Raw genomic sequence first — 25,901 nt, forward strand, 5'->3', positions numbered from 1 at the left:
CGTCGCAGTTGGGGCAGCTTCACGCGCTCTCTCCTCCAGCTCATTCAGGTCGGTATTCAGGCTGCCGGGTGTAGGCAGTAATGGCTAATCAGGCCGCGCAGTATCTCGATGGTCGGCTGCAGGCGCGCCATCTCCAGGTATTCCCCCGGCTGGTGCGCGCAGTCGATATCGCCTGGGCCGAGTACCAGGGTTTCACAACCAAGCTGCTGAAGATAAGGCGCTTCGGTGCCAAATGCCACCGCAGCGGCCGTATGCCCGGTCAGGCGTTCGGCAACCCGCACCAGCTCGGCGTCGGCGCGTTGTTCAAAGGGCGGCACGCTGGGGAACAGCGGGGCGAAGTCGATCTTGACCTGATGCAGTTCGGCCAGCGGTTGCAGCTTCTGTCGGATCGCCGCGCGCAGCATCTCCGGGGCCATGCCCGGCAGCGGGCGCAGGTCGAACTCCAGCGAGCACTGGCCGCAGATGCGGTTGGGGTTGTCGCCGCCGTGGATGCAGCCGAAGTTCAGGGTCGGCTGCGGCACGCTGAACTGTGGGTTGTTGAACTCGCGCTGCCACTGCGCGCGCAGGCCGCGCAGCTCCAGCATCACGTCCTGCATGGCTTCCAGGGCGCTGTGGCCGAGGCTGGGGTCGGAGGAGTGACCGCTCTGGCCGAGGATGTCGATGCGCTCCATCATCACGCCCTTGTGCAGGCGGATCGGCTTCAGTCCGGTCGGTTCGCCGATCACTGCGGCGCGGCCCAGCGGCCGGCCCGCTTCGGCCAGGGCGCGGGCCCCGGACATCGAGCTTTCCTCATCACAGGTGGCGAGAATCAGCAGCGGTTGCTGGAAGCGCTGCTCTAACAGGGGTTGCACCGCCTCGATGACCAGGGCGAAGAAACCCTTCATGTCGCAACTGCCCAGGCCGACCCAGCGACCGTCGACTTCTGTCAGCTTGAGCGGGTCGGTTTGCCACAGCGCCGCATCGAACGGCACGGTGTCGCTGTGCCCGGCCAGTACCAGGCCGCCGGGGCCGCTGCCATAGCTGGCGAGCAGGTTGAATTTGCCACGGGATATTTCCTGCACCTCGCAGCTGAAGCCGAGGTCGGTGAGCCAGGTCGACAGTAAATCGATCACCGCGCGGTTGGACTGATCCCAGTGTGCCTGGGTGCAACTCACCGAGGGCGCGGCGATCAGCGCGGCAAATTGCTCTTTGAAAGAAGGCAGGGTCATCGACAGTCTCCACGGCAGTTCGGCCATCATAGGCACCTGGCTGGGTGAATAGAAGGCGGCCGGTTGGTCGTCGAATCCAGCGCGCGTCGCCACCCTGCTTCTGGCATAATCCGCGCCCCCAATCTCAAACAGTCACAAAACCGCCATGTTTGAACTCTTTAACGGACTCGATGCATGGGTTGCTGTGAGCCTGGTGCTCGCCCTGGCCTTTGTTCTGACCTTCGAATTTATCAACGGTTTCCATGACACCGCCAACGCGGTTGCCACGGTGATCTACACCAAGGCCATGCCGCCGCATCTGGCCGTGATCTTCTCCGGTATCTTCAACTTCCTCGGCGTCCTGCTGGGCGGTGTGGGCGTGGCGTATGCCATCGTGCACCTGCTGCCGGTCGAGTTGTTGATCAATTCCAACACCGCTTATGGCCTGGTCATGGTGTTTTCCATGCTCAGCGCGGCCATCGCCTGGAACCTCGGTACCTGGTACCTGGGGATTCCGGCGTCGAGCTCGCACACCCTGATCGGTTCGATCCTCGGCGTCGGCCTGGCCCACGCATTGATCTCCGACATCGCCCTGAGCGAAGGGGTGAACTGGCAGAAGGCGATCGACATCGGCCTGTCTCTGCTGCTTTCTCCGCTTGCCGGTTTTGCCGTGGCGGCGCTGCTGCTGCTGGCGCTCAAGCGCATGTGGGGCGGCTCGAAAATGCATGAGACGCCCGAGAGCCGCAAGGAGATCAAGGGCAAGAACAAGCCACCGTTCTGGAACCGCGTGGTGTTGATCGCTTCGGCCATGGGCGTGAGCTTCGTGCATGGCTCCAACGACGGCCAGAAGGGTATCGGCCTGATCATGCTGGTGCTGATCGGTATCGTGCCGGCGCAGTTCGTGCTTGACCTGAACAGCACCACCTACCAGATCGAGCGTACCCGCGACGCCGCCATTCACCTCAGCCAGTTCTACGAGCGCAACCACGACTCGCTGAGCGAATACCTGGCTCTGGGCAAGAATGGCACCACCGAGCTGCCGGCAAAATTCCGCTGCGACGCCAAGCTCACCGAGCCGACCATCGCCGCGCTGCTGAAGACCCTCGAAGGCGTCACCGACTACGCGCAGATGTCCGAAGAGCAGCGTACCCAGGCGCGCCGCTACCTGCTGTGCCTGGATGACACGGCGAAGAAGGTCGGCAAGCTGGATAACCTGCCCAAGCGTGAAGTGGCCGATCTGGCCAAGCTGCGCAAGGACCTCACCGCCACCACCGAATATGCACCGTTCTGGGTAATCCTCGCGGTCGCCCTGGCGCTGGGTATCGGCACCATGGTCGGCTGGAAGCGCGTGGTGTTGACCGTTGGCGAGAAGATCGGCAAGCAGGGCATGACCTACGCCCAGGGCATGAGTGCGCAGATCACCGCGTCCATCGCCATCGGCCTGGCCAACGTCTACAGCCTGCCGGTATCGACTACCCATGTGTTGTCGTCCGGCGTGGCCGGCACCATGGTCGCGAACAAGAGTGGCCTGCAGTTCAGTACCGTACGCAATATCCTGACCGCCTGGGTGCTGACCCTGCCGATCACCATCTCGCTGTCTGCCGGCCTGTTCTGGCTGGGCGTGAAGTTGTTCGTCTAAGCTCGAGCGCAGTGCGTCAGACAAAGCCGCCTTCGGGCGGCTTTGTGCATCAGAACAGCCCTTATTCCTTTCGTCCAAGAGTCGACCATGGTCAAAGAAACCGAAATCAAGCTGCGCGTAAGCCGCGAGACCCTGGCCGCCCTGCGTGAGCATCCGCTGCTGAAGAAGCGCAACAAGACCGGTTGGCAGCGCCATGAGCTGTTCAACCAGTACTTCGACACGCCCGAGCGTGATTTGGCCGAGGCCAAGGTCGCCCTGCGCGTGCGGCGTGACGGTGAGCAGTTTATCCAGACCCTAAAGACCCGTGGCCAGAGCGTCGCCGGCCTGTCCGAGCGCAACGAGTGGGACTGGCCGCTGGCCAAGGCCAAGCTGGACATCAAGAAGCTCTCCGCCGAATGCTGGCCGGTCAGCCTGGCCGAGCTGGACAAGAAGCAGCTGGCGGCGATCTTCAGCACCGACTTCGTCCGCGAGAAGGCCGATATCGCCTGGGGCCGCGGCAAGGCCAAGGTGGTGATCGAAGCCGCTCTGGACCTGGGCAAGGTGGTGGCCGGTGAAGGCGAAGAGGAAATCTGCGAGCTGGAGCTGGAACTGCGCGAAGGCGACCCGGCCGCGCTGCTGGAACTGGCCGCCGAGCTGGCTGCCGACCTGGCGCTGATGCCCTGCGATATCAGCAAGGCCGAGCGCGGCTACCGCCTGTTCGACGCCGGCAGCTACAGCCTGAACCTGCCAGCTCCGCAGCTGACTGGCGAAACCAGCCTGGATGACAGCGTCGCGGCGCTTGGCTGGCACCTGCTGGGTGCCAGCCAGCGCCTGGCCGAACAGTACCGCTTCAATGGTCACTGGCGCTTGCTGGTCGAGTGGCTTGAGCAGCTGATCGGCTTGCGCGCTCTGCTCGGCAGCCTCGGCCAGGCCGCGCCGCGTGCCAGCAGCCATGCCTTGCGTGAACTGTTGGATGCCTTGCTTCTGGAGTGGCGCCCACGGGTGCAGGCGGGTCATCTCGACGAGCAGGCGCGCAAGAGTGCGCCGGCGCAGTTTGCTGCCGAGCTGGAGGCCACGCGCTGGGGCTTGTTTTCGCTGAGCACGTCGCGCTGGTTGCTGGCGCGCAGCTGGACTGTCGAGCGCAATAACCGCGGCAATCGCCAAGGTGCCGCGCCGTTGGGCAACTGGCTGCCGACGCTGATCGCCGAGGAAGGTGCCGACCTGCAGCTGCGTCGTTATGTGCAGCAGCCGGAAGACCTCGCCGAGCAGATGCCGCGCATCGAGCGCCTGTTGGTCTGGCTGCGCCTGGCCCGTGACGTGTTGGAAGCGCCGGAAGTCGACCGCCTGTACGGTGAGCTGAACAAGCTCGCGGAACTGGCCCAGCAGGTCATCGAGCCCGAGGTGCTGGAGGCGCGCAAGGCGCAGCTGCTGACCATCGGTTCGTTGAAAGCCTGGCGTCAGCTGGTCAAGTAAACCCAAGCTACGTTCTGTAGGAGGCGCTTTAGCGGCGAGCTTTTATCGCGGCTAAAGCCCCTCCCACATATTCGCCTTTATCACTCAACTGCCATCCCGAAAGCGCGCCCAGACCTCGTCGCGGATGGCCCCGTGCTTGTCCGACAGGGTTTCCAGGGCGTGCAGGCGGCGCTTGGTGTCGCGGTCCGGGTACAGGCCGGGCTGGTTGCGCAGGGCCTCGCCGAGGAATTCCTTGGAGTCGGCGTTGCCGCTGGGATACAGGGTCTCGGCGGTGATCAAGGCGGCGACCTTGGGTTGCATCAGGTAGTTGATAAACCGGTGGGCCAGGTCGGGGCGCTTGGCGCTGCTGGGGATCACCAGGTTGTCGATAAACAGCACCGAGCCTTCGTCCGGCACCACAAAGCGCACTGGCTGCCCGGCGTCCGCCGCGGCCAGCGCATCGCCAACCCAGGCCATGGCCACACAGAGCTTGCCCTGGCTGAGGTCCTCGATATAACGCTCGCTGTCGATATAACGCAGATTCGGGCGCAGGCCGTCGAGTACCTGGCTGGTACGCTTGATCCGGCTCGGCGAGCTGCGTGCCAGGCTGTGGCCCTGGTAGTTGAGCAGCAGGCTCAGGGTTTCATCGCGGGCATCCAGTACGCTGATGCCGCAACTGGCCAGGCGCGTGCTCTGTTCGGCGTCGAACAGCAGGCTCCAGCTGTCCGGTAGCGGGCCACCAAATGCAGCCTCCGCTTGCGGCGTATTGATCGCCAGGCCGACTGCGCCCCACAGGTACGGCAGGGCGTGGCGGTTGCCCGGGTCGAGGGCGACCAGGGTGCTGAGCAGCTGTTTGTCCAGGTGCTTGCGGTTGGGCAGCAGGCTGAAGTCCACCGGATGCAGGCCGCCGCTCTTGATCAGGGCCGGTAGGGTGTCGTGCGAGGGCACGGCGACATCGATGGCTTCGCCGCTGGCCAGCGCGTCCTTCAGTTCCTCGGCGGTACTGAAGGTGTGGTATTCGACGCGAATACCGGTCTCGGCCTCGAAGTCCTTGAGTACCTGCGGGGCGATATAGTCGTTCCAGTTGTAGACGCGAATCACCTCCTCGGCACTGGCCAGCAGCGGCGTGAGGGCAAGCAGCAGTGTGGCAAACAGGCGAGGCATGGAGATCTCCCGATAGAGGTTGAGGTCGCGTCAGCAGGAATGCGTGGCGCAGGTTGCCCGTCATCGCGCCAGGGCGTGAATCGAGGGCAGGGGCTGCGCAACGCGCGGGATAAAAATGGCCAGCTATAAAAACGCCGGCTCGAAGGCCGGCGTTGGGTGTTGCATCAAACCGTGTGCAGGTACCAGTTGTATTCGAGGTCGGAGATCGAGTTCTCGAACTCGGCCAACTCGCTTTCCTTGCAGGCGACGAAGATATCGATGTATTTCGGGTCGATATAGCGCGCCAGGATTTCACTGTCGTCCAGCTCGCGCAGGGCATCGCGCAGGTTGTTCGGCAGGCTCTGCTCGTTCTGTTCGTAGGAGTTGCCTTCCACCGGTGCACTTGGCTCGATCTTGTTGGTCAGGCCATGGTGCACGCCTGCCAGTACGGCCGACATCAGCAGGTAGGGGTTGGCGTCCGCGCCGGCGACACGGTGCTCGATGCGCACGGCATCGGCGGTGTCATTCGGTACGCGCAGGGCTACGGTGCGGTTGTCGATGCCCCAGCACGGTGAGTTCGGCACATAGAACTGTGCGCCGAAACGGCGGTAGGAGTTGACGTTCGGGCAGAGGAAGGCCATCGATGCGGACATGGTTTCCAGTACGCCGCCGATGGCATGGCGCAGCGAATCATTCTGCTCCGGGTCCTCGCAGGCGAAGATGTTGTTGCCCTGCTTGTCGAGAATCGAGATATGCACATGCAGACCGTTACCCGCCTGGTTGGGGTACGGCTTGGCCATGAAGGTGGTGTCCATCTCATGGTCGTAGGCGATGTTCTTCACCAGGCGCTTGAGCAGCAGCGCGTGGTCGCAGGCCTTGATCGGGTCGGCGACGTGGTGCAGGTTGACCTCGAACTGCGCCGGGGCGCTTTCCTTGACGATGGCATCGGCCGGGATGCCCTGCTCCTTGGCACCTTCGAGGATGTCTTGCAGGCATTCGGCGTACTCGTCGAGGTCGTCGATCAGGTACACCTGGGTCGATTGCGGGCGTTTGCCCGACAGCGGTGACAGTGGCGGCTGCGGGCGGCCATTCACGTTGGCCTGGTCAATCAGGTAGAACTCGAGTTCAAACGCCGCGCAGATGGTAAGGCCCAGTTCGTCGAACTTCGCCACCACCTGCCGCAACACTTCCCGAGGATCGGCGAAGAATGGCTCGCCTTCCATTTCATGCATGGTCATCAGCAGCTGCGCAGTCGGGCGCTTCTGCCAGGGCTCATTGCTCAGGGTGTTGGGGATGGGAAAGCAGACACGGTCGGCATCGCCGATATCCAGGCCAAGACCGGTGCTTTCCACCGTCGAACCGTTGATATCCAGGGCAAACAGGGAGGCCGGCAGGTTGATGCCGCGCTCATAAACCTTATGCAGGCTCGCACGCTCGATGCGCTTGCCGCGCACCACACCATTCATATCTGCAATCAGAAGGTCGACGAACAGGACCTCAGGATGTTCCTTAAGGAACGCGTTCGCTTCATTAAGCTGAACGGCACGCGGGGGTACCGACATGATGCAACACCTTTTTTGTTAAAAATATCAATCATGCAACTGCACGGGTGTGAGTCAATCTTAAACACCAGATACTGTCAAGAGAGGCCCATTCTGCCCTAAAAAAGGGCTGCGTGGCCAATTTTAGGGCGTTACAGGGCAGTTGATCCCTGCTCTAGCCCTTGCCTGCTGGGGCGCTCAGTAGGGTGTGTTTAATTTTTTACATAACTATTGTGTAAAAAAATGAACAAGGCTAAGCTCGGTCGAAACCCATAACAGCAATAAAACGGGTGTCTCATGTCGCGCCAGCCGATTATCGGCGTTAGTGCCTGCACCAAGCAGATCGGGCACAACATCTATCACACCGCAGGTGATAAATACCTGCAGGCCATCGTTACCGTGGTCGGCGGCATGCCGGTGATCATTCCGGCGTTGGGCGAGCAGATCGACCAGCAATACCTGCTGCAGCATATCGACGGTCTGGTGTTTCCAGGCTCACCGTCGAATGTCGAGCCCCATCATTACAGCGGCCCTGCCAGCGATGCCGGCACCCTGCATGATGCGGCCCGCGACAGCACCACACTACCTCTGATTAAAGCAGCTATTGCTCAGGGCATTCCGGTGCTCGGGATCTGTCGCGGCTTCCAGGAAATGAACGTGGCCTTTGGCGGTGCCCTGCACCAGAAGGTGCATGAGGTCGACGGCTACATGGATCACCGTGAGCCCGAAGACACCCCCATAGAAAAGCAGTATGGCCCGCGTCACGCGCTGCATGTGCAGCCGGGCGGGTTGCTCGCCAGCATCGGCTTGCCGGACGAGTTTCTGATTAATTCCATTCATGGCCAGGGCGTACAGCGTCTGGCGCCGGGCCTTCGCGTAGAAGCACTGGCGCCTGACGGGTTGATCGAAGCCTTCTCCGTCGAAGGTGCCAAAAGCTTCGCATTGGGGGTGCAATGGCACCCCGAATGGCAGGTACGATCCAACCCGAATTATCTCGCCATCTTCCAGGCCTTTGGTGAGGCTTGCAGGAAGAAGGCGGGGCAACGCTGAGTAGGTGAGGCAACCGGCAGGCGGTGAAACCCCAATGTTTCGCTAGGCTTTAACCGGTCCGCAGAAGCCGCTCTACAACCCTGAGGTCTCTATGAGCACCAAACTAGACCAGCTTTCGAGCTGGCTTAAAGAACGCAAAATCACCGAAGTTGAATGCATGATCAGCGATCTTACCGGCATTGCCCGCGGTAAGATTTCGCCGACCAACAAGTTCCTCGACGAAAAGGGCATGCGCCTCCCCGAGAGTGTGCTGCTGCAGACCGTGACTGGCGACTACGTCGAGGATGACATCTATTACGAGTTGCTCGACGAGGCGGACATCGACATGTTCTGCCGTCCGGATGAGAACGCCGTGTTCCTAGTGCCGTGGGCCATCGAGCCGACTGCGATGGTGATCCACGACACCTTCGACAAGCAGGGCAACCCGATCGAGTTGTCGCCGCGCAACATCCTCAAGAACATCCTCAAGCTGTACGCCGACAAGGGCTGGAAGCCGATCGTCGCGCCGGAAATGGAGTTCTACCTGACCAAGCGCAACAGTGACCCGGACTTCCCGCTGGTCGCGCCGATGGGCCGCTCAGGTCGCCCGGAAGTCGGTCGTCAGTCGTTCTCCATCGACGCCGCCAACGAATTCGACCCGCTGTTCGAGGACGTCTATGACTGGTGCGAGCTGCAGGAGCTGGACCTCGACACACTGATCCACGAAGACGGCCCGGCGCAGATGGAAATCAACTTCCGTCACGGCGATGCCCTGCACCTGGCCGACCAGATCACCGTGTTCAAGCGCACCATGCGTGAAGCCGCGCTCAAGCACGACGTGGCCGCCACCTTTATGGCCAAGCCGATCACCGATCAGCCGGGCAGCGCGATGCACATTCACCAGAGTGTGGTGGACATCAAGACCGGCAAGAACCTGTTCTCCAACGAAGACGGCAGCATGAGCGAGCTGTTCATGCAGCACATCGGTGGCCTGCAGAAGTACATCCCCGAGCTGCTGCCGCTGTTCGCGCCGAACGTCAACTCGTTCCGCCGCTTCCTGCCGGATACCTCGGCACCGGTGAACGTCGAGTGGGGCGAAGAGAACCGCACCGTGGGCCTGCGCGTACCGGAAGCCACGCCGCAGAACCGCCGCGTGGAAAACCGCCTGGCCGGTGCCGACGCCAACCCTTACCTGGTACTGGCCGCCTCGCTGCTGTGCGGCTACATGGGCATGGTCGGCGACCTCAAGCCGAGCGCGCCGGTCAAGGGCCGTGGCTATGAGCGCCGCAACCTGGCCCTGCCGGTGACCATCGAGAGCGCCCTGGAGCGCATGGAAGCCTGCAAGGACGCCGAGAAGTACCTGGGCGACAAGTTCGTGCGTGGCTACGTCGCGGTTAAACGCGCCGAGCACGAGAACTACAAGCGCGTGATCAGTTCCTGGGAACGTGAGTTCCTGCTGTTGTCGGTGTAACAAATCGCTGGCCGGCGCGGGTGATCCCTGCGCCAGCCAGCCCTCAGAATTTAATCGGGACGCCACGCGCGGCCCGCGTAATCAAGGTGTTGTTATGAAGCCAGTGACCAACCCGAAAACCCGCGAGTGGCAGGCCATGAGCCGCGATCACCACCTCGCGCCGTTCAGCGATTTCAAGCAGCTGGCGGAAAACGGCCCACGCATCATCACAAAGGCGGATGGCGTGTACCTGTGGGACAGCGAAGGCAACAAGATCCTCGACGCCATGGCGGGGCTCTGGTGTGTTGCCATCGGTTATGGTCGCAAAGAACTGGCAGACGCCGCCGCCAAGCAGATGCAAGAACTGCCGTACTACAACATGTTCTTCCAGACCGCCACGCCACCGGCGCTGGAGCTGGCCAAGGCGATTGCCGAACTGGCCCCGGCTGGCATGAACCATGTGTTCTTCACCGGCTCCGGCTCCGAAGGCAACGACACCATGCTGCGGATGGTGCGCCATTACTGGGCGATCAAAGGTCAGCCGAGCAAGAAGGTGATCATCAGCCGGATCAACGGCTACCACGGCTCCACCGTGGCGGGCGCGAGCCTGGGCGGCATGAAGTACATGCATGAGCAGGGTGACCTGCCGATCCCGGGCATCGTGCACATCCCGCAGCCGTACTGGTTCGGCGAAGGCGGCGAGATGAGCCCTGAGGAATTTGGTATCTGGGCCGCCGATCAGCTGGAAAAGAAGATCCTCGAAGTCGGCGAAGACAACGTCGCGGCCTTTATCGCCGAGCCGATCCAGGGCGCAGGCGGCGTGATCATTCCGCCGGCCAGCTACTGGCCGCGCATCCGCGAAATCCTCGGCAAATACGATATTTTGTTTGTGGCCGATGAAGTGATCTGCGGTTTCGGCCGTACCGGCGAATGGTTCGGCAGCGATTTCTACGGCAACGCCCCGGACATGATGACCATCGCCAAGGGCCTGACCAGTGGCTATATCCCCATGGGCGGCCTGATCGTGCGCGATGAGGTGGTCGAGGTGCTCAACCAGGGCGGCGACTTCAACCACGGCTTTACTTATTCCGGGCACCCGGTGGCTGCCGCGGTGGCCCTGGAAAACCTGCGCATTCTGCGTGAAGAAAAGATTGTTGAGCGGGTCAAGGCAGAAACGGCACCGTACTTGCAAAAGCGTCTGCGTGAGCTGGCCGATCACCCGCTGGTGGGTGAGGTACGTGGCGTCGGCATGCTCGGTGCAATCGAGCTGGTGCAGGACAAGGCCAGCCGTAAGCGTTTCTCCGGGGATGTGGGTGTTGGCATGGTGTGCCGCAAGCACTGCTTTAATAACGGTCTGATCATGCGCGCCGTGGGCGACACCATGATCATTTCGCCACCGCTGGTGATCAGTCAGGCGGAGATCGACGAACTGCTGGAAAAAATCCGCAAGTGCCTCGATCTGACGGCAGAAGAGGTTCTTGGGTAAGGCGCAATAGCCTTTGTTTTCAGGCGGTTACGTCTGAATGTTGTCAACAGTGCGGTGACCTTGCCAGACTGCGCCAATGCGTGGGTCAGGCTCACCGGAAGGTGACGCAGATGGCTGCGCATCTTTCGGATAACGACTACAACAACAGGAGCTGTACGCATGAAAAAATTCGGCAAAACCCTTCTCGCGTTGTCCCTGGCCGGGGCCGTAGTAAGTGCCGCACACGCGGACGACAAGGTCCTGCACGTTTACAACTGGTCGGACTACATCGCAGAAGACACCCTGGACAACTTCCAGAAAGAAACCGGCATCAAAGTCGTCTATGACGTCTTCGACAGCAACGAAACCCTGGAAGCCAAGCTGCTGGCCGGCAGCTCCGGTTATGACATCGTCGTACCGTCCAACCCATTCCTGGCCAAGCAGATCAAAGCCGGCGTGTTCCAGAAGCTGGACAAGTCCAAGCTGCCGAACTGGAAGAACCTTGACACCAACCTGCTCAAGGCCCTGGACCCGAGCGATCCGGGTAGCCAGTACTCGATTCCCTACATGTGGGGCACCATCGGTATCGGTTACAACGTCGACAAGGTCAAGGCCGCGCTGGGCGCCGACGCCCCGGTCAATTCCTGGGACCTGGTGTTCAAGCCGGAAAACATCGCCAAGCTGAAAGACTGCGGCGTGTCCTTCCTCGATTCGCCGACCGAAATCCTCCCGGCCGCCCTCAACTACCTGGGCTTCAAGCCGGACAGCACCGATGCCGGCGAGCTGAAGAAAGCCGAAGAGCTGTTCCTCTCAATCCGCAAGTCGACCTCCTACTTCCACAGCTCCAAGTACATCGGCGACCTGGCCAACGGCAACATCTGCGTGGCCATCGGCTACTCGGGCGACCTGTACCAGTCCAAGTCGCGAGCTGAAGAAGCCAAGAACGGCGTGAACATCTCTTACAGCATCCCGAAAGAAGGGGCTGGCAGCTTCTTCGACATGATGGCCATCCCGGCCGATGCGAAGAACGTCGAAGCCGCACACGTGTTCCTCAACTACCTGATGAAGCCAGAAGTCATGGCCAACATCACCAACTTCGTCCAGTTCCCTAACGGTAACGCCGCGGCCACGCCGCTGGTTGACGAAGTGCTGCGTACCGATCCAGGCATCTACCCGGATGCCGCGACCATGGCCAAGATCTACACCTTCCCGGACCTGCCGGCCAACGCGCAGCGCGCGATGACCCGCAGCTGGACCAAGATCAAGTCGGGTCGTTAATGCCATAGCAATAACCGGCTGCGGTGGGTTCGCCCGCCGCAGCTACCTACAACAATAAGGAATCTTTATGCGTCGTACTCCTCTTCTGGCGGGTTTGCTGGCCGCCGCCATCAGTGTTAGCGCCGTGCAAGCCGCTGAACCGGTGGTCAAGGTCTACAACTGGTCCGACTATATCGGCGAAACCACCCTGGCCGATTTCCAGAAGGCTACGGGCATCAAAGCCCTCTACGACGTCTTCGACTCCAACGAGACCCTGGAAGGCAAACTGCTGGCGGGCCGTTCCGGCTACGACCTGGTGGTGCCGTCCAACCATTTCCTCGGCAAGCAGATCAAGGCGGGCGCGTTCCAGAAGCTCGACCGCAGTCAGCTGCCGAACTGGCAGAACCTTGACCCACTGCTGCTCAAACAGCTGGAGATCAACGATCCCGGAAACCAGTATTCGGTGCCGTACCTGTGGGGCACCAACGGCATTGGCTACAACGTGGCCAAGGTCAAGGCCGTGCTCGGCGTCGACAAGATCGACTCCTGGGCGATGGTCTTCGAGCCGGAAAACATGCAGAAGCTCGCCAGTTGTGGCGTCAGCTTCCTCGACTCGGCCGACGAGATGATCCCGGCCATGCTCAACTACCTGGGCCTCGACCCGAACAGCACCAACCCGGCGGATTACGCCAAGGCCGAAGCCAAGCTGCTGGCCGTGCGCCCGTACGTGACCTACTTCCACAGCTCCAAGTACATCGGTGACCTGGCCAACGGCGATATCTGCGTCGCAGTCGGCTTCTCCGGTGACATCCTGCAGGCCGGCGATCGCGCCGAAGAGGCCGGCAAGGGCATCGAAATCGGCTATGCCATCCCCAAAGAGGGCGGCAACCTGTGGTTCGACATGCTCGCCATCCCGGTGGATGCCGGCAACCCCAAAGAGGCTCACGCCTTTATCAATTATCTGCTGGAGCCGGCGGCGATTGCCGGGGTCAGTGATTACGTCGGCTATGCCAACCCCAATACCAAGGCGGGCGAGCTGATGGACCAGGACGTGCGCAATAACGAGTCGGTGTATCCGCCACAAGCGGTGCTGGACAAGTTGTTCATTTCGGCGGAGATGCCGGTGAAAGTACAACGCTTGATGACCCGGAGCTGGACCAAGGTCAAGTCGGGCCAATAATTTCAAACGCCCGGCCAGCGTGGCCGGGCGCTACTTTTGCGGGAGTTTGGTAATGGCAGTTGCTTCCAGTGCCTATAAAAAGGTTCTCGAGGGTGATCAGCAACCGAAAGAGGTGCTGGTCAAGATCGAGCGTGTGACCAAGAAGTTCGACGAAACCATCGCGGTTGATGATGTCTCCCTGACCATCAACAAAGGCGAAATCTTCGCCCTGCTCGGTGGCTCCGGCTCCGGCAAATCGACCCTGCTGCGTATGCTCGCCGGCTTCGAGCGGCCGACCGAGGGCCGCATCATTCTCGATGGCGTCGACATCACCGACCTGCCGCCGTACGAGCGGCCGATCAACATGATGTTCCAGTCCTACGCGCTGTTCCCGCACATGACGGTGGCGCAGAACATTGCCTTCGGCCTCAAGCAGGATGGCCTGCCGAAAGCCGAGATCGACGCCCGCGTCGAGGAAATGCTCAAGCTGGTGCACATGACCCAGTACGCCAAGCGCAAGCCGCACCAGCTCTCCGGTGGCCAGCGTCAGCGCGTGGCCCTGGCCCGCTCGCTGGCCAAGCGACCGAAGCTGCTGCTGCTCGACGAGCCGATGGGTGCGCTGGACAAGAAGCTGCGTTCGCAGATGCAGCTGGAACTGGTACAGATCATCGAACGCGTCGGCGTGACCTGCGTGATGGTGACCCACGACCAGGAAGAGGCCATGACCATGGCCCAGCGCATCGCCATCATGCACCTCGGCTGGATCGCCCAGATCGGCAGCCCGGTGGACATCTATGAGACCCCGACCAGCCGCCTGGTCTGCGAGTTCATCGGCAACGTCAACCTGTTCGACGGCCAGGTGGTCGAGGACATGGAAGGCCATGCGCTGATCGCCAGCCCTGACCTGGAACGCAATATCTACGTCGGCCACGGCGTCAGCACCTCGGTGCAGGACAAGAGCATCACCTACGCCATTCGCCCGGAAAAACTGCTGGTCACCACCGAGCAGCCGACCTGCGAGCACAACTGGTCGCGCGGCACGGTGCACGACATCGCCTACCTCGGCGGCCACTCGGTGTTCCACGTGCTGCTGCCGAGCGGCAAGATCGTCCAGTCCTTCGTGGCCAACGCCGAACGGCGTGGCGCACGGCCGACCTGGGACGACGAAGTGTTCGTCTGGTGGGAGGACGATAGCGGGGTGGCATTGCGCTCATGAACATAATCCAAAGCATCAGCCGCCGTATGCCCAGAGGCCGGCACCTGGTCATCGGGGTGCCCTTTCTCTGGCTGTTCCTGTTCTTTATGCTGCCGTTCTTCATCGTTCTGAAGATCAGCTTCGCCGAAGCCGACGTGGCCATTCCACCGTACACCGACGTGTACACCTGGGTGGAAAACAAGCTCACGCTGGTGCTCAACCTGGGTAACTACATCTTCCTCGGTGAGGATGCGCTGTACCTGGCCGCCTACCTCGGCTCGTTGAAGATGGCCGCGGTCAGCACCGCGCTCTGCCTGGTCATCGGCTTCCCGATGGCCTATGCCATTGCCCGTGCCGACAAGGACAAGCAGATGGTGTTGTTGCTGCTGATCATGATGCCGACCTGGACGGCGATCCTGATCCGCGTGTATGCCTGGATGGGCATCCTCAGCAACAACGGCCTGCTCAATGCCTTCCTGATGTGGCTGGGGGTGATCAGCGAGCCGCTGCAGATCCTCAACACCAACCTGGCGGTGTACATCGGTATCGTCTATTCGTACCTGCCGTTTATGGTGATGCCGCTGTTCGCCAACCTGGTCAAGCATGACCAGAGCCTGCTGGAAGCTGCGGCGGACCTGGGCTCGAGCACGTTCAACAGCTTCTGGAAAATCACCGTGCCACTGGCCAAGAACGGCATCATCGCCGGCTGCATGCTGGTGTTTATCCCGGTGGTCGGTGAGTTCGTGATTCCTGAACTGCTTGGCGGTCCGGAGACCCTGATGATCGGCAAGGTGCTGTGGCAGGAGTTCTTCAACAACCGCGACTGGCCGGTAGCCTCCGCCCTGGCCGTGGTGATGCTGGCGATCCTGATCATTCCGATCATCCTGTTTAACCGCAGCCAAGCCAAAGAGATGGAGGGCCGGCCATGAAGCGTTTCAGTTTCTCCAACTTTATGTTGTGGGCCGGTCTGGCGTTTATCTACCTGCCGATGCTGATCCTGGTGATCTACTCGTTCAACGCCTCGCGCCTGGTTACGGTGTGGGGCGGCTGGTCGGTGAAGTGGTACGTCGGCCTGCTCGACAACACCCAGCTGATGAACTCGGTGATGCGCTCGCTGGAAATCGCCTGCTACACCGCGATTGCCGCCGTCGCGCTGGGTACCACGGCCGCCTTCGTGCTGACCCGTGTCACCCGCTTCAAGGGCCGCACGTTGTTCGGCGGCCTGGTCACCGCACCGTTGGTGATGCCCGAGGTGATCACCGGTCTGTCGCTGCTGCTGCTGTTCGTGGCCATGGCCCAGCTGATTGGCTGGCCTGCCGAGCGCGGCATCCTGACCATCTGGATCGCCCACACCACCTTCTGTTCCGCCTATGTGGCGGTGGTGGTGTCGTCGCGTCTGCGTGAGCTGGACCTGTCGATCGAAGAAGCGGCCATGGACCTCGGTGCCAAGCCGTGGAAGGTGTTCTTCCTGATCACCATTCCGATGATCGCGCCGTCACTGGCGGCCGGCGGCATGATGTCCTTTGCCCTGTCGCTGGACGACCTGGTACTGGCCAGCTTCGTCTCCGGTCCGGGTTCGACCACCCTGCCGATGGAAGTCTTCTCCGCCGTGCGTCTGGGCGTGAAGCCGGAAATCAACGCAGTCGCCAGCCTGATCCTGTTGGCGGTGTCGCTCGCCACCTTCCTGGTCTGGTTCTTCGCCCATCGTGCCGAAGAGAAGCGCAAGAAGGCCCTGCAGCAGGCCATGGACGAAACCACCGGTGCCGCCCTGCTGAACGGCCCGGACAGCCGCCGCGACCCGTCGCAGGTGCATGCCACGGCTTGATCAGCGGTTGAGTAATGAACAGGGTCACTGCGGTGGCCCTTTTTTTTGCCTGAACAAACGTCAGTCATGCATCGTTGCCGTCTTTGTGGGTTCGGCCGTGGTCGATAAAGAAGCTGACCACCCCGAACAGGACGATAAGGCTGACCAGCAGCCACCCGGCTGTTGTATTGCTCATGCGTGTTTCATCTCCCATCCGTCGTTTTGGCGCGGCGCGTTGCCCGCGCAATCTGCGGTATTCAGCCGGCCTGGCTCAGGCTTGAGGTTTGCGGTGCCATGCGCTTAAGGGCGAGTATCACCAGGCCGCCGGTCAGGCCCATCGCCACCAGGAAGGCGGGATAAGCCAGCCACCAGGGAATGCCGCTGGTCATCATGCTGAATTCGGACATGCCACCAATGCTGGCAATCAGGTTGAGCGGCAGAAACACCACATTGATCAAGGTCAGCTTGCGCAGCAGGCCGTTCGTGCTGTTGTTCATCAGGTTGCCGCGTGCATCGATCAAGCCGGCGAACACTGTCGAGTAGATTTCCGCCTGCTTGTAGCACTGGTTGTTTTCGATGATCAGGTCGTCGATCAAGGCAATCGCATCGGCGCTGAAGTGCTGTTTCTCGGCGTGGTTGCGCAGGCGCGTCAACACCGCCCCGTTGCTGTGAATCGCGTTGATGTAATAGATCAGGCTCTCGCTGAGGTTGAACATCTGTACCAGATGCTGGTTCTCCATCGAGGCGTTGAATTTCTGTTGCAGCTCACGGGCCACCAACTTGATCACCTTGAGGTGCCCGAGGTAGTGATGGATGTTGTTGAACAGCAGATCGAGCAGCACATCCAGCGGTGAATGCAGCGGCTGCCGTGCGCCCACACCACTCAATTGCGCCGCGTCGGTGGAGATCACCAGCAGCCGTTCCTGGCAGAACAGCAGGCCGCAAGACGACACCTCAAAGGTGAAACTGGCCTGGCCGCAATAGTTTTCCGGGCGCTTCCAGATCAGGAACAGATTGTCCGGGTGAAACTCGATGCGCGAGACCTCATCCGGGTCCAGCGCGGAGGCCAGCGCGTGCTCGTCGAGCTTGAAATCGTCGAGCAGCAGATCACGCTCGGCGGCATCTGGGTTGCAGAACAGCATCACCTCGGCATCGAGGCGCCCGACCTGCTGCAGCGCGCCGTGGGCGAGTTGGAAGCTCTTGATCACCGTGCTCTCCTCAGCGCTGTGCCACCCAAGCCCGGCGCATTTACCAGGCCTGGCCGCGGCGTTTCAGTTCGAGGCGGCGAATGAACTCTTCGAGCACCAGCGCGTACAGGTCGTCCTGCAGGTAGGCGTCCTCGATGCCGGCATCCATGTTGGGGTTGTCGTTCACCTCGATCACCACCACCTTGTCGCCGGCCTGCTTGAGGTCGACGCCGTAGAGCCCGTCGCCAATCAGGTTGGCGGTCTTCACGGCCAGTTCGACCACGGCGCGCGGTGCTTCGTGTACCGCCAGGGTGCGGCACTCGCCGTTGATGTCCTGGCCCTTGGCCTTGTGGTTGTAAATCTGCCAATGACCCTTGGACATAAAGTACTGGCAGGCGAAGATCGGCTTGCGGTTGAGGATGCCGATGCGCCAGTCGTACTCGGTGTAGAAGAACTCCTGGGCGAGCAGCAGCACCGAGTGCTCGAACAGTTCAGCGGTGGCCTTGAGCAGCTCTTCATGGCTTTCCACCTTGATCACCCCGCGGGAGAAACAGCCGTCGGGGATTTTCAACACCAGTGGAAAACCCAGGCGGGCGGCCACCTGTTCAAGTTCCTGGGGGCGATCCTTGTACAGAATCTCGGTCGCCGGCATGCCCAGCTGGTGGCTCTTGAGCAGGTCGGTCAGGTACACCTTGTTGGTGCAGCGCAGGATCGAGGCCGGGTCGTCCATTACCACCAGGCCTTCGCTCTCGGCCTTCTTGGCAAAGCGGTAGGTGTGGTTGTCGAGGCTGGTGGTTTCGCGAATCAGCAGGGCGTCGTATTCGGCGATGCGCGAGTAGTCCTTCTTCTCGATCAACTCGACATCGATCCCCAGGCCCTTGCCGACGCGGATAAAACTCTCCAGTGCCTTGGCATTGGAGGGTGGCAGCGCTTCGTCCGGGTCATGCAGGATGGCCAGGTCATAACGTGCCAACCGCCGTGAGCGCGGCAGCCGCCAGATCTTGCGACTGAAACTGTCCAGTGAGTTGGCGAACTGGTCTTCCTGATCTTCACGTAACTTGTGCAGTGCACCGGATTTAATCCCTTCGATATGCCAGCCATTATTATTGCGGAACTCCACCAGCAATATCGGGCAGGGAAATACTTCGAACAGTTGCCGGGCTAAATCCTGTAATGGTTCGAGATGAGTCTTGCCGAAATAAAGACTAAGCGTAAAACCTTCGGTCTTACTGTAAGGGTGATTGTTCAGCGCCTTTTCCAGGGTTTTATCCAGGTCATCCAGCGCCAAGCCGTAGAGGGCTTTACGGGTCAGCTCGCTGATGGTGCGTACCGATGGAATCACCCGGTGGCCGCGCGCCTCAGCCAGTAGCGAGCAGTAATAACCATGGCCCAGGTACTTGTAGCTGCGGCACAGGTTGATCACCTGAATACGTTTGCCGGCCTCGCTCTCACGCGACTGTTCCAAATACTCCTGTGCACTCATTACATCTTCGCTGGGCAAGTAAGAGGACCAATCTTCCTTGCGCTCGACAATAATAATGAGCTGGCTGGAACTTCGAGTTGTCTCGGTTAAATAAGTAGGCTTAGATAGAGCCGGTGCCGACCGTTGCTCTACTGCTTCACGCAAACTAGCTTGTGCCGCTGACATGTGAATGAGTTCCGTGGGAGTACAAGTCCCTTTCTATTAAGCACGTGCTTTTAGAAAAGTCTCGTTTCGTTACGCAACTTTTACGGCGGCTATATGAACTTGGTATTTCGCACCGCTACACCGGACGATCTTTTGCCCCTGCTGGAGTTGGAACACCACTGTTTCAGCCATGACCGGCTGTCGCCGCGCAGCTTCCACTGGATGATCAGTCGCGCCCACGCCCGTCTGATCGTGGCCCAGGGCGCGGAGCAGTTGCTGGGATACGCCCTGGTGCTGTTCCATCGCGGCACCTCCCTGGCGCGCCTTTACTCCCTGGCGATTGCCCCGCAGGCGCGTGGCCTCGGTGTGGGCCAACAGCTGCTGGAACAGGCCGAAAGCGCTGCCCTTGAGCACGATTGCGCCTACCTGCGCCTGGAAGTACGCCCGGACAACCTGGCGGCCATTCGCCTGTATGAACGCAATGGCTACCGGCGTTTCGCCGTGGTCAGCGACTACTACGAAGATCATGCCGATGCATTGCGCCTGGAAAAGCGCATTCGTCAGCACCCGCAGCGCGGCAGCCGCAGGGTGCCGTATTACCAGCAGACCACCGACTTTACCTGCGGCCCGGCCTGTCTGTTGATGGCCATGAGCGCGCTGCAACCGCAGCGTAAAGCCGAACGTCGGGAAGAAGTGCAGATCTGGCGCGAAGCCACCACCGTGTTTATGACCGCCGGCCATGGCGGCTGCAGCCCGCAGGGGCTGGCCCTGGCGGCCTGGCGCAGAGGCTTTCGGGTGTGTTTGCACGTCAGCATCGCCGGGCCGTTGTTTCTCAATGGCGTGCGCAGCGAACATAAACGGCAGTTGATGCGCCTGGTCCACGAAGAGTTCTGTGCGCTACTGCAGCAGAGCGATGTGCAGCAGGTACGCAGCAACCCGTTGAACGTGCCGCTGTTACTGGAGCAGGGTGGCCAGCCGCTGGTGCTGATCAGCAGCTACCGCCTGACCCGCTCGAAAGCCCCGCATTGGGTGATCGTCACCGACTGCGATGACGATTTCGTCTACCTGCATGACCCGGACATCGACCACAGCCAGCACCGCCAGGCGCTCGACTGCCAGCACCTGCCGGTGAGCCATGCAGATTTCGACAAGATGTGCTGCTTTGGCAGCAACAAGCTGCGCGCATCGGTGGTGCTGTACAACCGTTAACCGAGCAGCGCTGCGCAGTGGCGGTACGGGCGCAGGCTGAGGCGCTGCATGGGCATTGCCTCAGGCCTGGCCGCGCTCGCGACGATAGGCGGCGAACAGCTCGCTGACCAGCACGCCCTCAATGCGCATCCCCTCCAGGTTGGCATCCTCGACGCAGACATCGGCCAGGCAGACATTGCACAGGCGCGCACCGCTAAGCGCCACATCGGTAAAGCTGGTGCCACGTAGATTGACCCCGACAAAGCGTGACTCGCTCAGGTCGACATCGCTGAATGACGAATGCGCCAGCTGGGCATCGTGATGGTTCAGGCTGTTGTTTGGCATGCTGTAGCGCCTTGGTCGGGTTGGGGCCGCCGACCGCTGTTGCGGCCGGTTGCCAGGCAGGCTTAGTCGATATGCCCGGAGTCTTTCATCTTCTTGTTTTCGATGTATTCATTTCTGACCAGGGTAACGCCCAGCACGACCACGAAGAGAATCACCAGCGTCACGATCAGCTTGGTAAACACTTCAGCCGTCAGCGGCTCAAACCACAGTTGCGCCAGCGATAACAACGAACCCAGGATAAACAGCGCCAGGCAGATGATCGAACCGGTCTTCATACTTCTCTCGCAAGAATCACCACGTAGGCCTCACGCTTCCACAGCAGCAACATACGGCGGATGTCCTTCTCCATGGTGGTTACCCGCCAGCCTTGCTTGGCGTTCATATTCAGAAACTCACTGAACTTCACCGGGTTGACTTTGGAGCCGCCCAACAGCAGCGAACCCAGCATGCCTTCCTGATAAATCACGACTTTGTATTCCATGTGTTGCTCCTTGGTGGGTGGGTTGGACCATTTGGTGCTTATGTACGTAGTGCTGGCCTTTATTGGCTGTCGAAAGAGGTTTGCGGTGCTTAACGATTAATCTAAGGGCGGGCTTTAGCCCGTCCCTGTGAGCGACTTGTTAGGTATGGGCGGCACCATGGCGCAATGCTTCAATGTCCCCGGCCACGATTAGCGCTAGATGCTGGGTGATCTTTTCAATTGGCCAATCCCACCATGCCAGGGACTCCAAGGTGGCGACCGTCTCAGGCGCAAAGCGCTGTTTGATCGCGGTGGCCGGGTTGCCGCCAACGATCGTGTACGCGGGAACGTCTGAGACCACGACTGAGCGCGAGGAGACAATGGCTCCGTTGCCGATGGTGACACCGGGCATGATCAGCGCCTCATAACCGATCCACACATCATTGCCGATCACCGTGTCGCCTTTATAAGGCAAATCGCCGGGCTTGGGCATAACCTTTTCCCAGCCATTGCCGAAGATCTGAAACGGATAAGTCGATAGTCCTGAAAGCTTATGATTGGCCCCGTTCATGATGAACTTAACACCCCGTGCGATAGCACAGAACTTGCCAATGATCAGTTTGTCGCCGATGAACGGGAAGTGATAAAGAACATTGCGCTCGAAGTTTTCCGAGTCTTCCGGATCATCGTAGTAGCTGTAGTCGCCGACGAGAATGTTAGGATTCTTGATGGTGTTTTTTATGAAACATATCTGTGTAAAGCCATCCATAGGGTGCGTGTTCTTTGGGTCAGGTCCCTGCATAACGATCTCCCATGGCTAACGATAGGTAAGAGGCCGGCTTTAGCCGGTCCTGAGCGAGCGACTTGAACCGCCTGTTAGGCGCAATGTCGGACGAGGCTCAGTTGTTTAATATTCTAATTAAAACATCGGCAACCGTAGCAATGCCAACCACGGCGGCCACAGCAAATGATGCCCAAGTGGCTAAGCGCTGCGAGTTCTGCAAGGCAAAAATCCTGCCTTCAGTTTCGCGCTTATCCAGGTCATGGTATTCCCGAAACAAACGTTCAGCTTCGTGCCTTGCCAAATGCAGTCGATGCTCTTCGGCCGCTCTTGCATCGGGGTCAGCATAACCTGAGCCGGGTTGGAATAGTTCAGCGGCAATTTTCGTGGCGCACTCACTTGCGGATAACCACCGTTCGCGAGCGTCTTTGACGTCATTGTTGCTGTGCTGTGGTTTTTTCATGCGTTGAATTTCCCACGAAAGTGGCTGGGCTTATAAACCGTTGCGTGATGCATTTTATGGAGTGGCGTTTGGCTAAAGTGGCGAGGCAGCCCACAATTACGGCGCGTAGCGACAGCATTGTCAGGGGCTTTTCGCTACGCCGTCTAATCTCATGCCTTGTCTTGGCGTAAAAGGACTTCCATTCTGGCCAGCAAACATAAAAGGTATGGAAACTGTCTTTAAACCTATGTTTTTGCGGACTACGAAATGTAAGTGAGGGCCTGTTGAATACCCCGACGAGCCAGACCGGGCGAGAATGTCTCCAGCGATAACCTTGTCTCCAGGCTGGACGTTGGCGCTGCCCATGAGTATGTGCGCATATACGGCATATGTACCGTCCGCATGTAAGATTTTTATATAGTTTGCTTTATCAAGAAAGTATTCGGTTCTACCGCTCATGTGGTAGTCATCCTTTGTCCAGATGACCGTGCCATCCCTGGCTGCGCTTATGTGAGTACCAACTGGCATCGAAATATCGACAGCATAGTTATTTTGTTCATCTGTATGGGAAAACGCACCGTTAAACGATTGAGTTATCTCGTGCATCATTTTCGATGACATGGGGAACCTATACGGATAGTCAGTTTCCCGGGTCGCTGGGTCGCCCAGTTGCCAGCCGTAACGATATGCTGGAATCACAGTTTGGCTTTTGTAGAGTATTTCTTGTTTCGCACTGGGTGCGACATAGGTATGCGAGCCGGATTCAAAAGCTGAAGAGAGCACTTTAAATTCAATGGGTGCATGATAGGGGTTGTACGCTACCAAATAATTCCAGCCATCGTGGCTTTTCGTATACACCATGGGTTTCTGAGTCGATTTTTTGTGCTCTTTATATTCTAAGCTTTCTGCTTCTTGTATTCCTGCAGGCCGCTTGTCACTAAAAGCCCACTTGCCATTGTTATCCTTATGTTTATAAATTTCTTGGCCGAATGAGTTGCAGGTGAATAGTGTCACAAGCAAAAAACTGGCAATGCACAGCTCGCTTATTTTCACCGAAAGTTTTCCCTAACGTTTGGTTAATGGGCGGACTTTAGCCGGGCCCTAGTGAGCAAGGTAAACGACTTGAGGCAGTTGTTAGCAGTTACCCAATACTTTGTCGAGGAGCTCATACCCTGATCTCTCGGTATATCCCAAGCTATGGTAGAACTTACGAGCGGAATTGTTGCTGCGCGATAATTGAAGCGAAATATTTGTACGCCCCCGCCGTATGAATTCAGATTCGGCATTTTTAAGAAGTTCTGCGCCAATACCACTTCCACGTTGTGAAGACGATACGAAGAATTCGTCGACTTCTGCTGTAAGACCCAAGTGCTCAAGGCTAAATACATGGACTGCAAGCAGATAACCAACCACTACCCCATCCACAATTGCAATCCAGCCAGCCCCAAGATCTGGGTTTGAGAGTAAGCGAGTTAACTGTGTCGCGACGCGCTCTTGTTCAAATCCGCTAATACCCTCGAAGCTCCAATAATCGGCTACGAGTGAAAGAAGTGTTGCTACATCACTCGGCGTTGCCTGTTGTATGCGTGTCATGGTCGTAACTCAGATTGCTAACTATTAATTAGGTGCGTGGCCAGATATGCACATTATTTCCATTGTTAGGAATAAGCGTCAAAATCTAGCTATCGTGTATCCATATATGATCATTGCGAGTGAATGATCCGTTCTTGCAGGCCAAGTTGTACCGCTGCCTCGTAGGCCGGTAACCAAACTTTATTCTCGGGATGACATTTCCCACTGGCCGGTTTTACCGCCAGTTGCAGGTCTTTTTCGTGGAAGTGGATGCGCACGGCAAAGATCACCGCTTGTTGTTCAAGCAGTTTGGCGCGCGGTTTAGCTGGTTTACTTTTATACCGCTCGGCGTCGCTGATGCGCGGCGTGAGGCTTTCTACAACATCCATATCGTGCCCCGTCAGTGGCAGTGTCCTGCTGGCAGTCTGCCTGTGTCCGACGGATGGCTCAAGCCTTGGCGCGGGCGAGGGGCGTTGCACCCCTCGCGCGGTTTGCGGTCTAGTCGGCCGGGGTGTTCAGGCTCTGCAGCAGCCGGTAATAAAACCCGCTGGCATTGGCCAACGTCTCGATGGCCACACGCTCATTGGTGCCGTGCATGCGTGGCAGGTCGTCGCGTTCCATCAGCAGTGGGCTAAAACGGAAGATGTTGTCGGTCAGCGGTTCGTAGTAGCGCGAGTCGGTACCTCCGACGGTGAGGTTGGGGCTGACCAGGGTGTTGCTGAAGCTCTGCCGGATCACTTCGGCGAACTGTTTGTAGGCTGCGCCGTTGACGTCGGAAACCGCCGAGGGCTCGCGGCCGGCGGGCATGACTTTGACCTGAATCTGCTCGTCCGCCACGGCGCTGCGCACGTGTTCGGTCACGCTGGCGATGCTGTCGCGTGGGTGGATACGCAGGTTAAGGGTGGCGCGGGCGGTGGGTGGCAGCACGTTTTCCTTGATGCCGGCGCGCAGCAGGGTGGGTGACAGCGAGGTTTGCAGCTGCGCGGCACCGGCTGGGGAGGCGGCTAGTTGTTGTTCCACCAGCGGGCCGAATAGCCAGAGGTTGGCGAAGATCAATCGATAGCCGAAGGATTGCGCCGGGGTGAAGCTGGCCAGCAGATCGCCGGTAGGGCCATCAAAACCGCGCTGGAAGGGTGCATCGCCCACCCGTTGCAAGGCTTGGCTCAGGCGACCGATGGCGGTCTCATCGAAGGCCGGCGGCTGCGAGGAGTGACCGCCCTGGGCGTTGGCTTGCAGGGTCAGGCTGACGTAGCCCTTCTCCGCGATGCCGACCACGGCCACATCCTGGCTGACGCCGGGGATCTGCCCGCGCACGACAAAGCCGCCTTCATCGCTGACCCAGGCCAGGCGTTTGCCCTGTGCCTGCAACTGCGCGGCAATGCGCCGGTTGCCCTGGTGGCCGCCGATTTCTTCATCGTGCCCAAAGGCCAGCAGCACATCGCGTTGCGGCTGGAATCCCTGGGCGATCAGGGTTTCCACCGCTTCGAGAATCGCCACCATCGAGCCCTTGCTGTCGATGGCACCGCGGCCCCAGACAAAGCCATCGGCAATCGCCCCGGAGAACGGCGGATGGCTCCACAGCGCTTCGGTGCCTGGTGCAACGGGCACCACATCCTGGTGCGCCATCAGCAGGGCAGCGGGCAACTGGCTGTCCTTGCCCGGCCAGCGCAGCAGGATGCTCGGGCTGCCGGTGGCCAGCTGCTCGGTAGTCGCAGTCAGGTGCGGGTAGCGTTGCGCGAGCCAGGCACGCAGGCCTGCAAACGCCGCGTCACTGGCGGCCTGTTGACTGGCCGGTGTGCCGACCTGATGCGACAGGGTTGGCAGGCGAATCGCGGCGGCCAAACTCTCAGCTGCACGTTGGCCATCCAGCCCTTCTGGCAGGCTAACCGGCGCGCTGTTGATGGCGGCCGCCGGTAGCAGCAGAGTGCGGCCGACGACTACGGCAATCAGGCCGAGCAGGGCGATCGATGCGACCACTAACAGGCGTTTCATGGCAGGC

At 59.9% G+C, this 25,901-nt stretch carries 25 protein-coding genes; 11 read left to right on the forward strand and 14 right to left on the reverse strand.

What is annotated here, in order from left to right; translation table 11 throughout:
• Positions 1–56: 56 nt before the first annotated feature.
• Complete coding sequence (argE, locus tag WBK23_RS00130; protein ID WP_424481985.1) at positions 57–1,208, reverse strand: acetylornithine deacetylase; 1,152 nt, start codon at positions 1,206–1,208, stop codon at positions 57–59.
• Positions 1,209–1,353: 145 nt separating this feature from the next.
• On the opposite strand from argE, the gene WBK23_RS00135 reads away from it, so the two are divergent.
• Both WBK23_RS00135 and WBK23_RS00140 read left to right on the forward strand, forming a co-directional pair.
• Positions 1,354–2,826 carry an inorganic phosphate transporter gene (locus WBK23_RS00135; protein WP_424481986.1) on the forward strand — a complete coding sequence of 491 codons (1,473 nt, stop codon included), beginning with the start codon at positions 1,354–1,356 and terminating at the stop codon, positions 2,824–2,826.
• An 87-nt stretch (positions 2,827–2,913) separates the two neighbouring features.
• Positions 2,914–4,278: an inorganic triphosphatase gene (locus tag WBK23_RS00140; RefSeq protein ID WP_424481987.1), complete on the forward strand. Its 1,365-nt coding sequence runs from the start codon at positions 2,914–2,916 to the stop codon at positions 4,276–4,278.
• Positions 4,279–4,362: 84 nt separating this feature from the next.
• Here the strand turns inward: WBK23_RS00140 and WBK23_RS00145 are convergent, their stop codons facing one another.
• On the reverse strand, positions 4,363–5,421 hold the full coding sequence (locus WBK23_RS00145) for a polyamine ABC transporter substrate-binding protein (protein WP_424481988.1): 1,059 nt from the start codon (positions 5,419–5,421) through the stop codon (positions 4,363–4,365).
• 164 nt (positions 5,422–5,585) lie between these two features.
• The gene (locus tag WBK23_RS00150) at positions 5,586–6,962 is read right to left on the reverse strand and encodes a glutamine synthetase family protein (protein ID WP_424481989.1); all 1,377 of its coding nucleotides are present in this window, start codon (positions 6,960–6,962) and stop codon (positions 5,586–5,588) included.
• Positions 6,963–7,238: 276 nt separating this feature from the next.
• Here WBK23_RS00150 and WBK23_RS00155 point away from each other — a divergent pair, with 276 nt between their 5' ends.
• From WBK23_RS00155 to WBK23_RS00190, 8 genes are all read left to right on the forward strand, one after another.
• Complete coding sequence (locus WBK23_RS00155; RefSeq protein WP_424481990.1) at positions 7,239–7,991, forward strand: gamma-glutamyl-gamma-aminobutyrate hydrolase family protein; 753 nt, start codon at positions 7,239–7,241, stop codon at positions 7,989–7,991.
• 91 nt (positions 7,992–8,082) lie between these two features.
• Positions 8,083–9,441, forward strand: coding sequence for a glutamine synthetase family protein (locus WBK23_RS00160; protein WP_424481991.1), 1,359 nt, complete (start codon positions 8,083–8,085; stop codon positions 9,439–9,441).
• Between the two features lie 94 nt (positions 9,442–9,535).
• Positions 9,536–10,906, forward strand: coding sequence for an aspartate aminotransferase family protein (locus WBK23_RS00165; RefSeq protein ID WP_424481992.1), 1,371 nt, complete (start codon positions 9,536–9,538; stop codon positions 10,904–10,906).
• Positions 10,907–11,065: 159 nt separating this feature from the next.
• Positions 11,066–12,163: an extracellular solute-binding protein gene (locus WBK23_RS00170; protein ID WP_424481993.1), complete on the forward strand. Its 1,098-nt coding sequence runs from the start codon at positions 11,066–11,068 to the stop codon at positions 12,161–12,163.
• A 67-nt stretch (positions 12,164–12,230) separates the two neighbouring features.
• Entirely contained in the window at positions 12,231–13,322 is a 1,092-nt protein-coding gene (locus WBK23_RS00175; RefSeq protein ID WP_424481994.1) for a polyamine ABC transporter substrate-binding protein, read from the forward strand.
• A gap of 52 nt (positions 13,323–13,374) precedes the next feature.
• Complete coding sequence (gene potA / locus WBK23_RS00180; protein WP_424481995.1) at positions 13,375–14,517, forward strand: polyamine ABC transporter ATP-binding protein; 1,143 nt, start codon at positions 13,375–13,377, stop codon at positions 14,515–14,517.
• Positions 14,518–14,543: 26 nt separating this feature from the next.
• Positions 14,544–15,425 (forward strand): ABC transporter permease subunit, encoded by an 882-nt coding sequence (locus tag WBK23_RS00185; RefSeq protein ID WP_424482019.1) that lies wholly within the window; start codon positions 14,544–14,546, stop codon positions 15,423–15,425.
• On the forward strand, positions 15,422–16,321 hold the full coding sequence (locus WBK23_RS00190) for an ABC transporter permease subunit (protein ID WP_424481996.1): 900 nt from the start codon (positions 15,422–15,424) through the stop codon (positions 16,319–16,321). The genes WBK23_RS00185 and WBK23_RS00190 overlap by 4 nt, the downstream gene beginning before the upstream one ends.
• A gap of 236 nt (positions 16,322–16,557) precedes the next feature.
• Here the strand turns inward: WBK23_RS00190 and WBK23_RS00195 are convergent, their stop codons facing one another.
• Positions 16,558–17,508: a magnesium transporter CorA family protein gene (locus WBK23_RS00195; RefSeq protein WP_424481997.1), complete on the reverse strand. Its 951-nt coding sequence runs from the start codon at positions 17,506–17,508 to the stop codon at positions 16,558–16,560.
• Between the two features lie 40 nt (positions 17,509–17,548).
• Positions 17,549–19,135, reverse strand: a complete 1,587-nt coding sequence (locus WBK23_RS00200) for a RimK family protein (RefSeq protein WP_424481998.1) — start codon at positions 19,133–19,135, stop codon at positions 17,549–17,551.
• Positions 19,136–19,228: 93 nt separating this feature from the next.
• Between WBK23_RS00200 and WBK23_RS00205 the strand changes: the two genes are divergently transcribed.
• Positions 19,229–20,323: a GNAT family N-acetyltransferase/peptidase C39 family protein gene (locus WBK23_RS00205; RefSeq protein WP_424481999.1), complete on the forward strand. Its 1,095-nt coding sequence runs from the start codon at positions 19,229–19,231 to the stop codon at positions 20,321–20,323.
• A gap of 60 nt (positions 20,324–20,383) precedes the next feature.
• On the opposite strand, the gene WBK23_RS00210 is transcribed toward WBK23_RS00205, so the two are convergent.
• From WBK23_RS00210 to WBK23_RS00250, 9 genes are all read right to left on the reverse strand, one after another.
• A complete protein-coding gene (locus tag WBK23_RS00210; RefSeq protein ID WP_424482000.1) occupies positions 20,384–20,647 on the reverse strand; it encodes a pentapeptide repeat-containing protein in 264 nt (87 codons plus the stop codon).
• Positions 20,648–20,709: 62 nt separating this feature from the next.
• On the reverse strand, positions 20,710–20,922 hold the full coding sequence (locus tag WBK23_RS00215) for a hypothetical protein (protein ID WP_424482001.1): 213 nt from the start codon (positions 20,920–20,922) through the stop codon (positions 20,710–20,712).
• On the reverse strand, positions 20,919–21,128 hold the full coding sequence (locus WBK23_RS00220; RefSeq protein WP_424482002.1) for a DUF4177 domain-containing protein: 210 nt from the start codon (positions 21,126–21,128) through the stop codon (positions 20,919–20,921). Before WBK23_RS00220 ends, WBK23_RS00215 begins: the two co-directional genes overlap by 4 nt.
• A 139-nt stretch (positions 21,129–21,267) precedes the next feature.
• Entirely contained in the window at positions 21,268–21,909 is a 642-nt protein-coding gene (locus WBK23_RS00225) for a Vat family streptogramin A O-acetyltransferase (RefSeq protein WP_424482003.1), read from the reverse strand.
• A gap of 97 nt (positions 21,910–22,006) precedes the next feature.
• A complete protein-coding gene (locus WBK23_RS00230) occupies positions 22,007–22,351 on the reverse strand; it encodes a hypothetical protein (RefSeq protein WP_424482004.1) in 345 nt (114 codons plus the stop codon).
• Between the two features lie 120 nt (positions 22,352–22,471).
• Positions 22,472–23,383: a M23 family metallopeptidase gene (locus WBK23_RS00235; protein ID WP_424482005.1), complete on the reverse strand. Its 912-nt coding sequence runs from the start codon at positions 23,381–23,383 to the stop codon at positions 22,472–22,474.
• Positions 23,384–23,464: 81 nt separating this feature from the next.
• On the reverse strand, positions 23,465–23,923 hold the full coding sequence (locus WBK23_RS00240; RefSeq protein WP_424482006.1) for an N-acetyltransferase family protein: 459 nt from the start codon (positions 23,921–23,923) through the stop codon (positions 23,465–23,467).
• Positions 23,924–24,033: 110 nt separating this feature from the next.
• A complete protein-coding gene (locus WBK23_RS00245; protein ID WP_424482007.1) occupies positions 24,034–24,291 on the reverse strand; it encodes a hypothetical protein in 258 nt (85 codons plus the stop codon).
• Positions 24,292–24,400: 109 nt separating this feature from the next.
• Positions 24,401–25,894 carry a M20 family peptidase gene (locus WBK23_RS00250; protein ID WP_424482008.1) on the reverse strand — a complete coding sequence of 498 codons (1,494 nt, stop codon included), beginning with the start codon at positions 25,892–25,894 and terminating at the stop codon, positions 24,401–24,403.
• Positions 25,895–25,901: the final 7 nt, after the last annotated feature.

This window comes from Pseudomonas sp., from assembly GCF_049653025.1.
In the GTDB taxonomy this organism is placed as follows: domain Bacteria; phylum Pseudomonadota; class Gammaproteobacteria; order Pseudomonadales; family Pseudomonadaceae; genus Aquipseudomonas.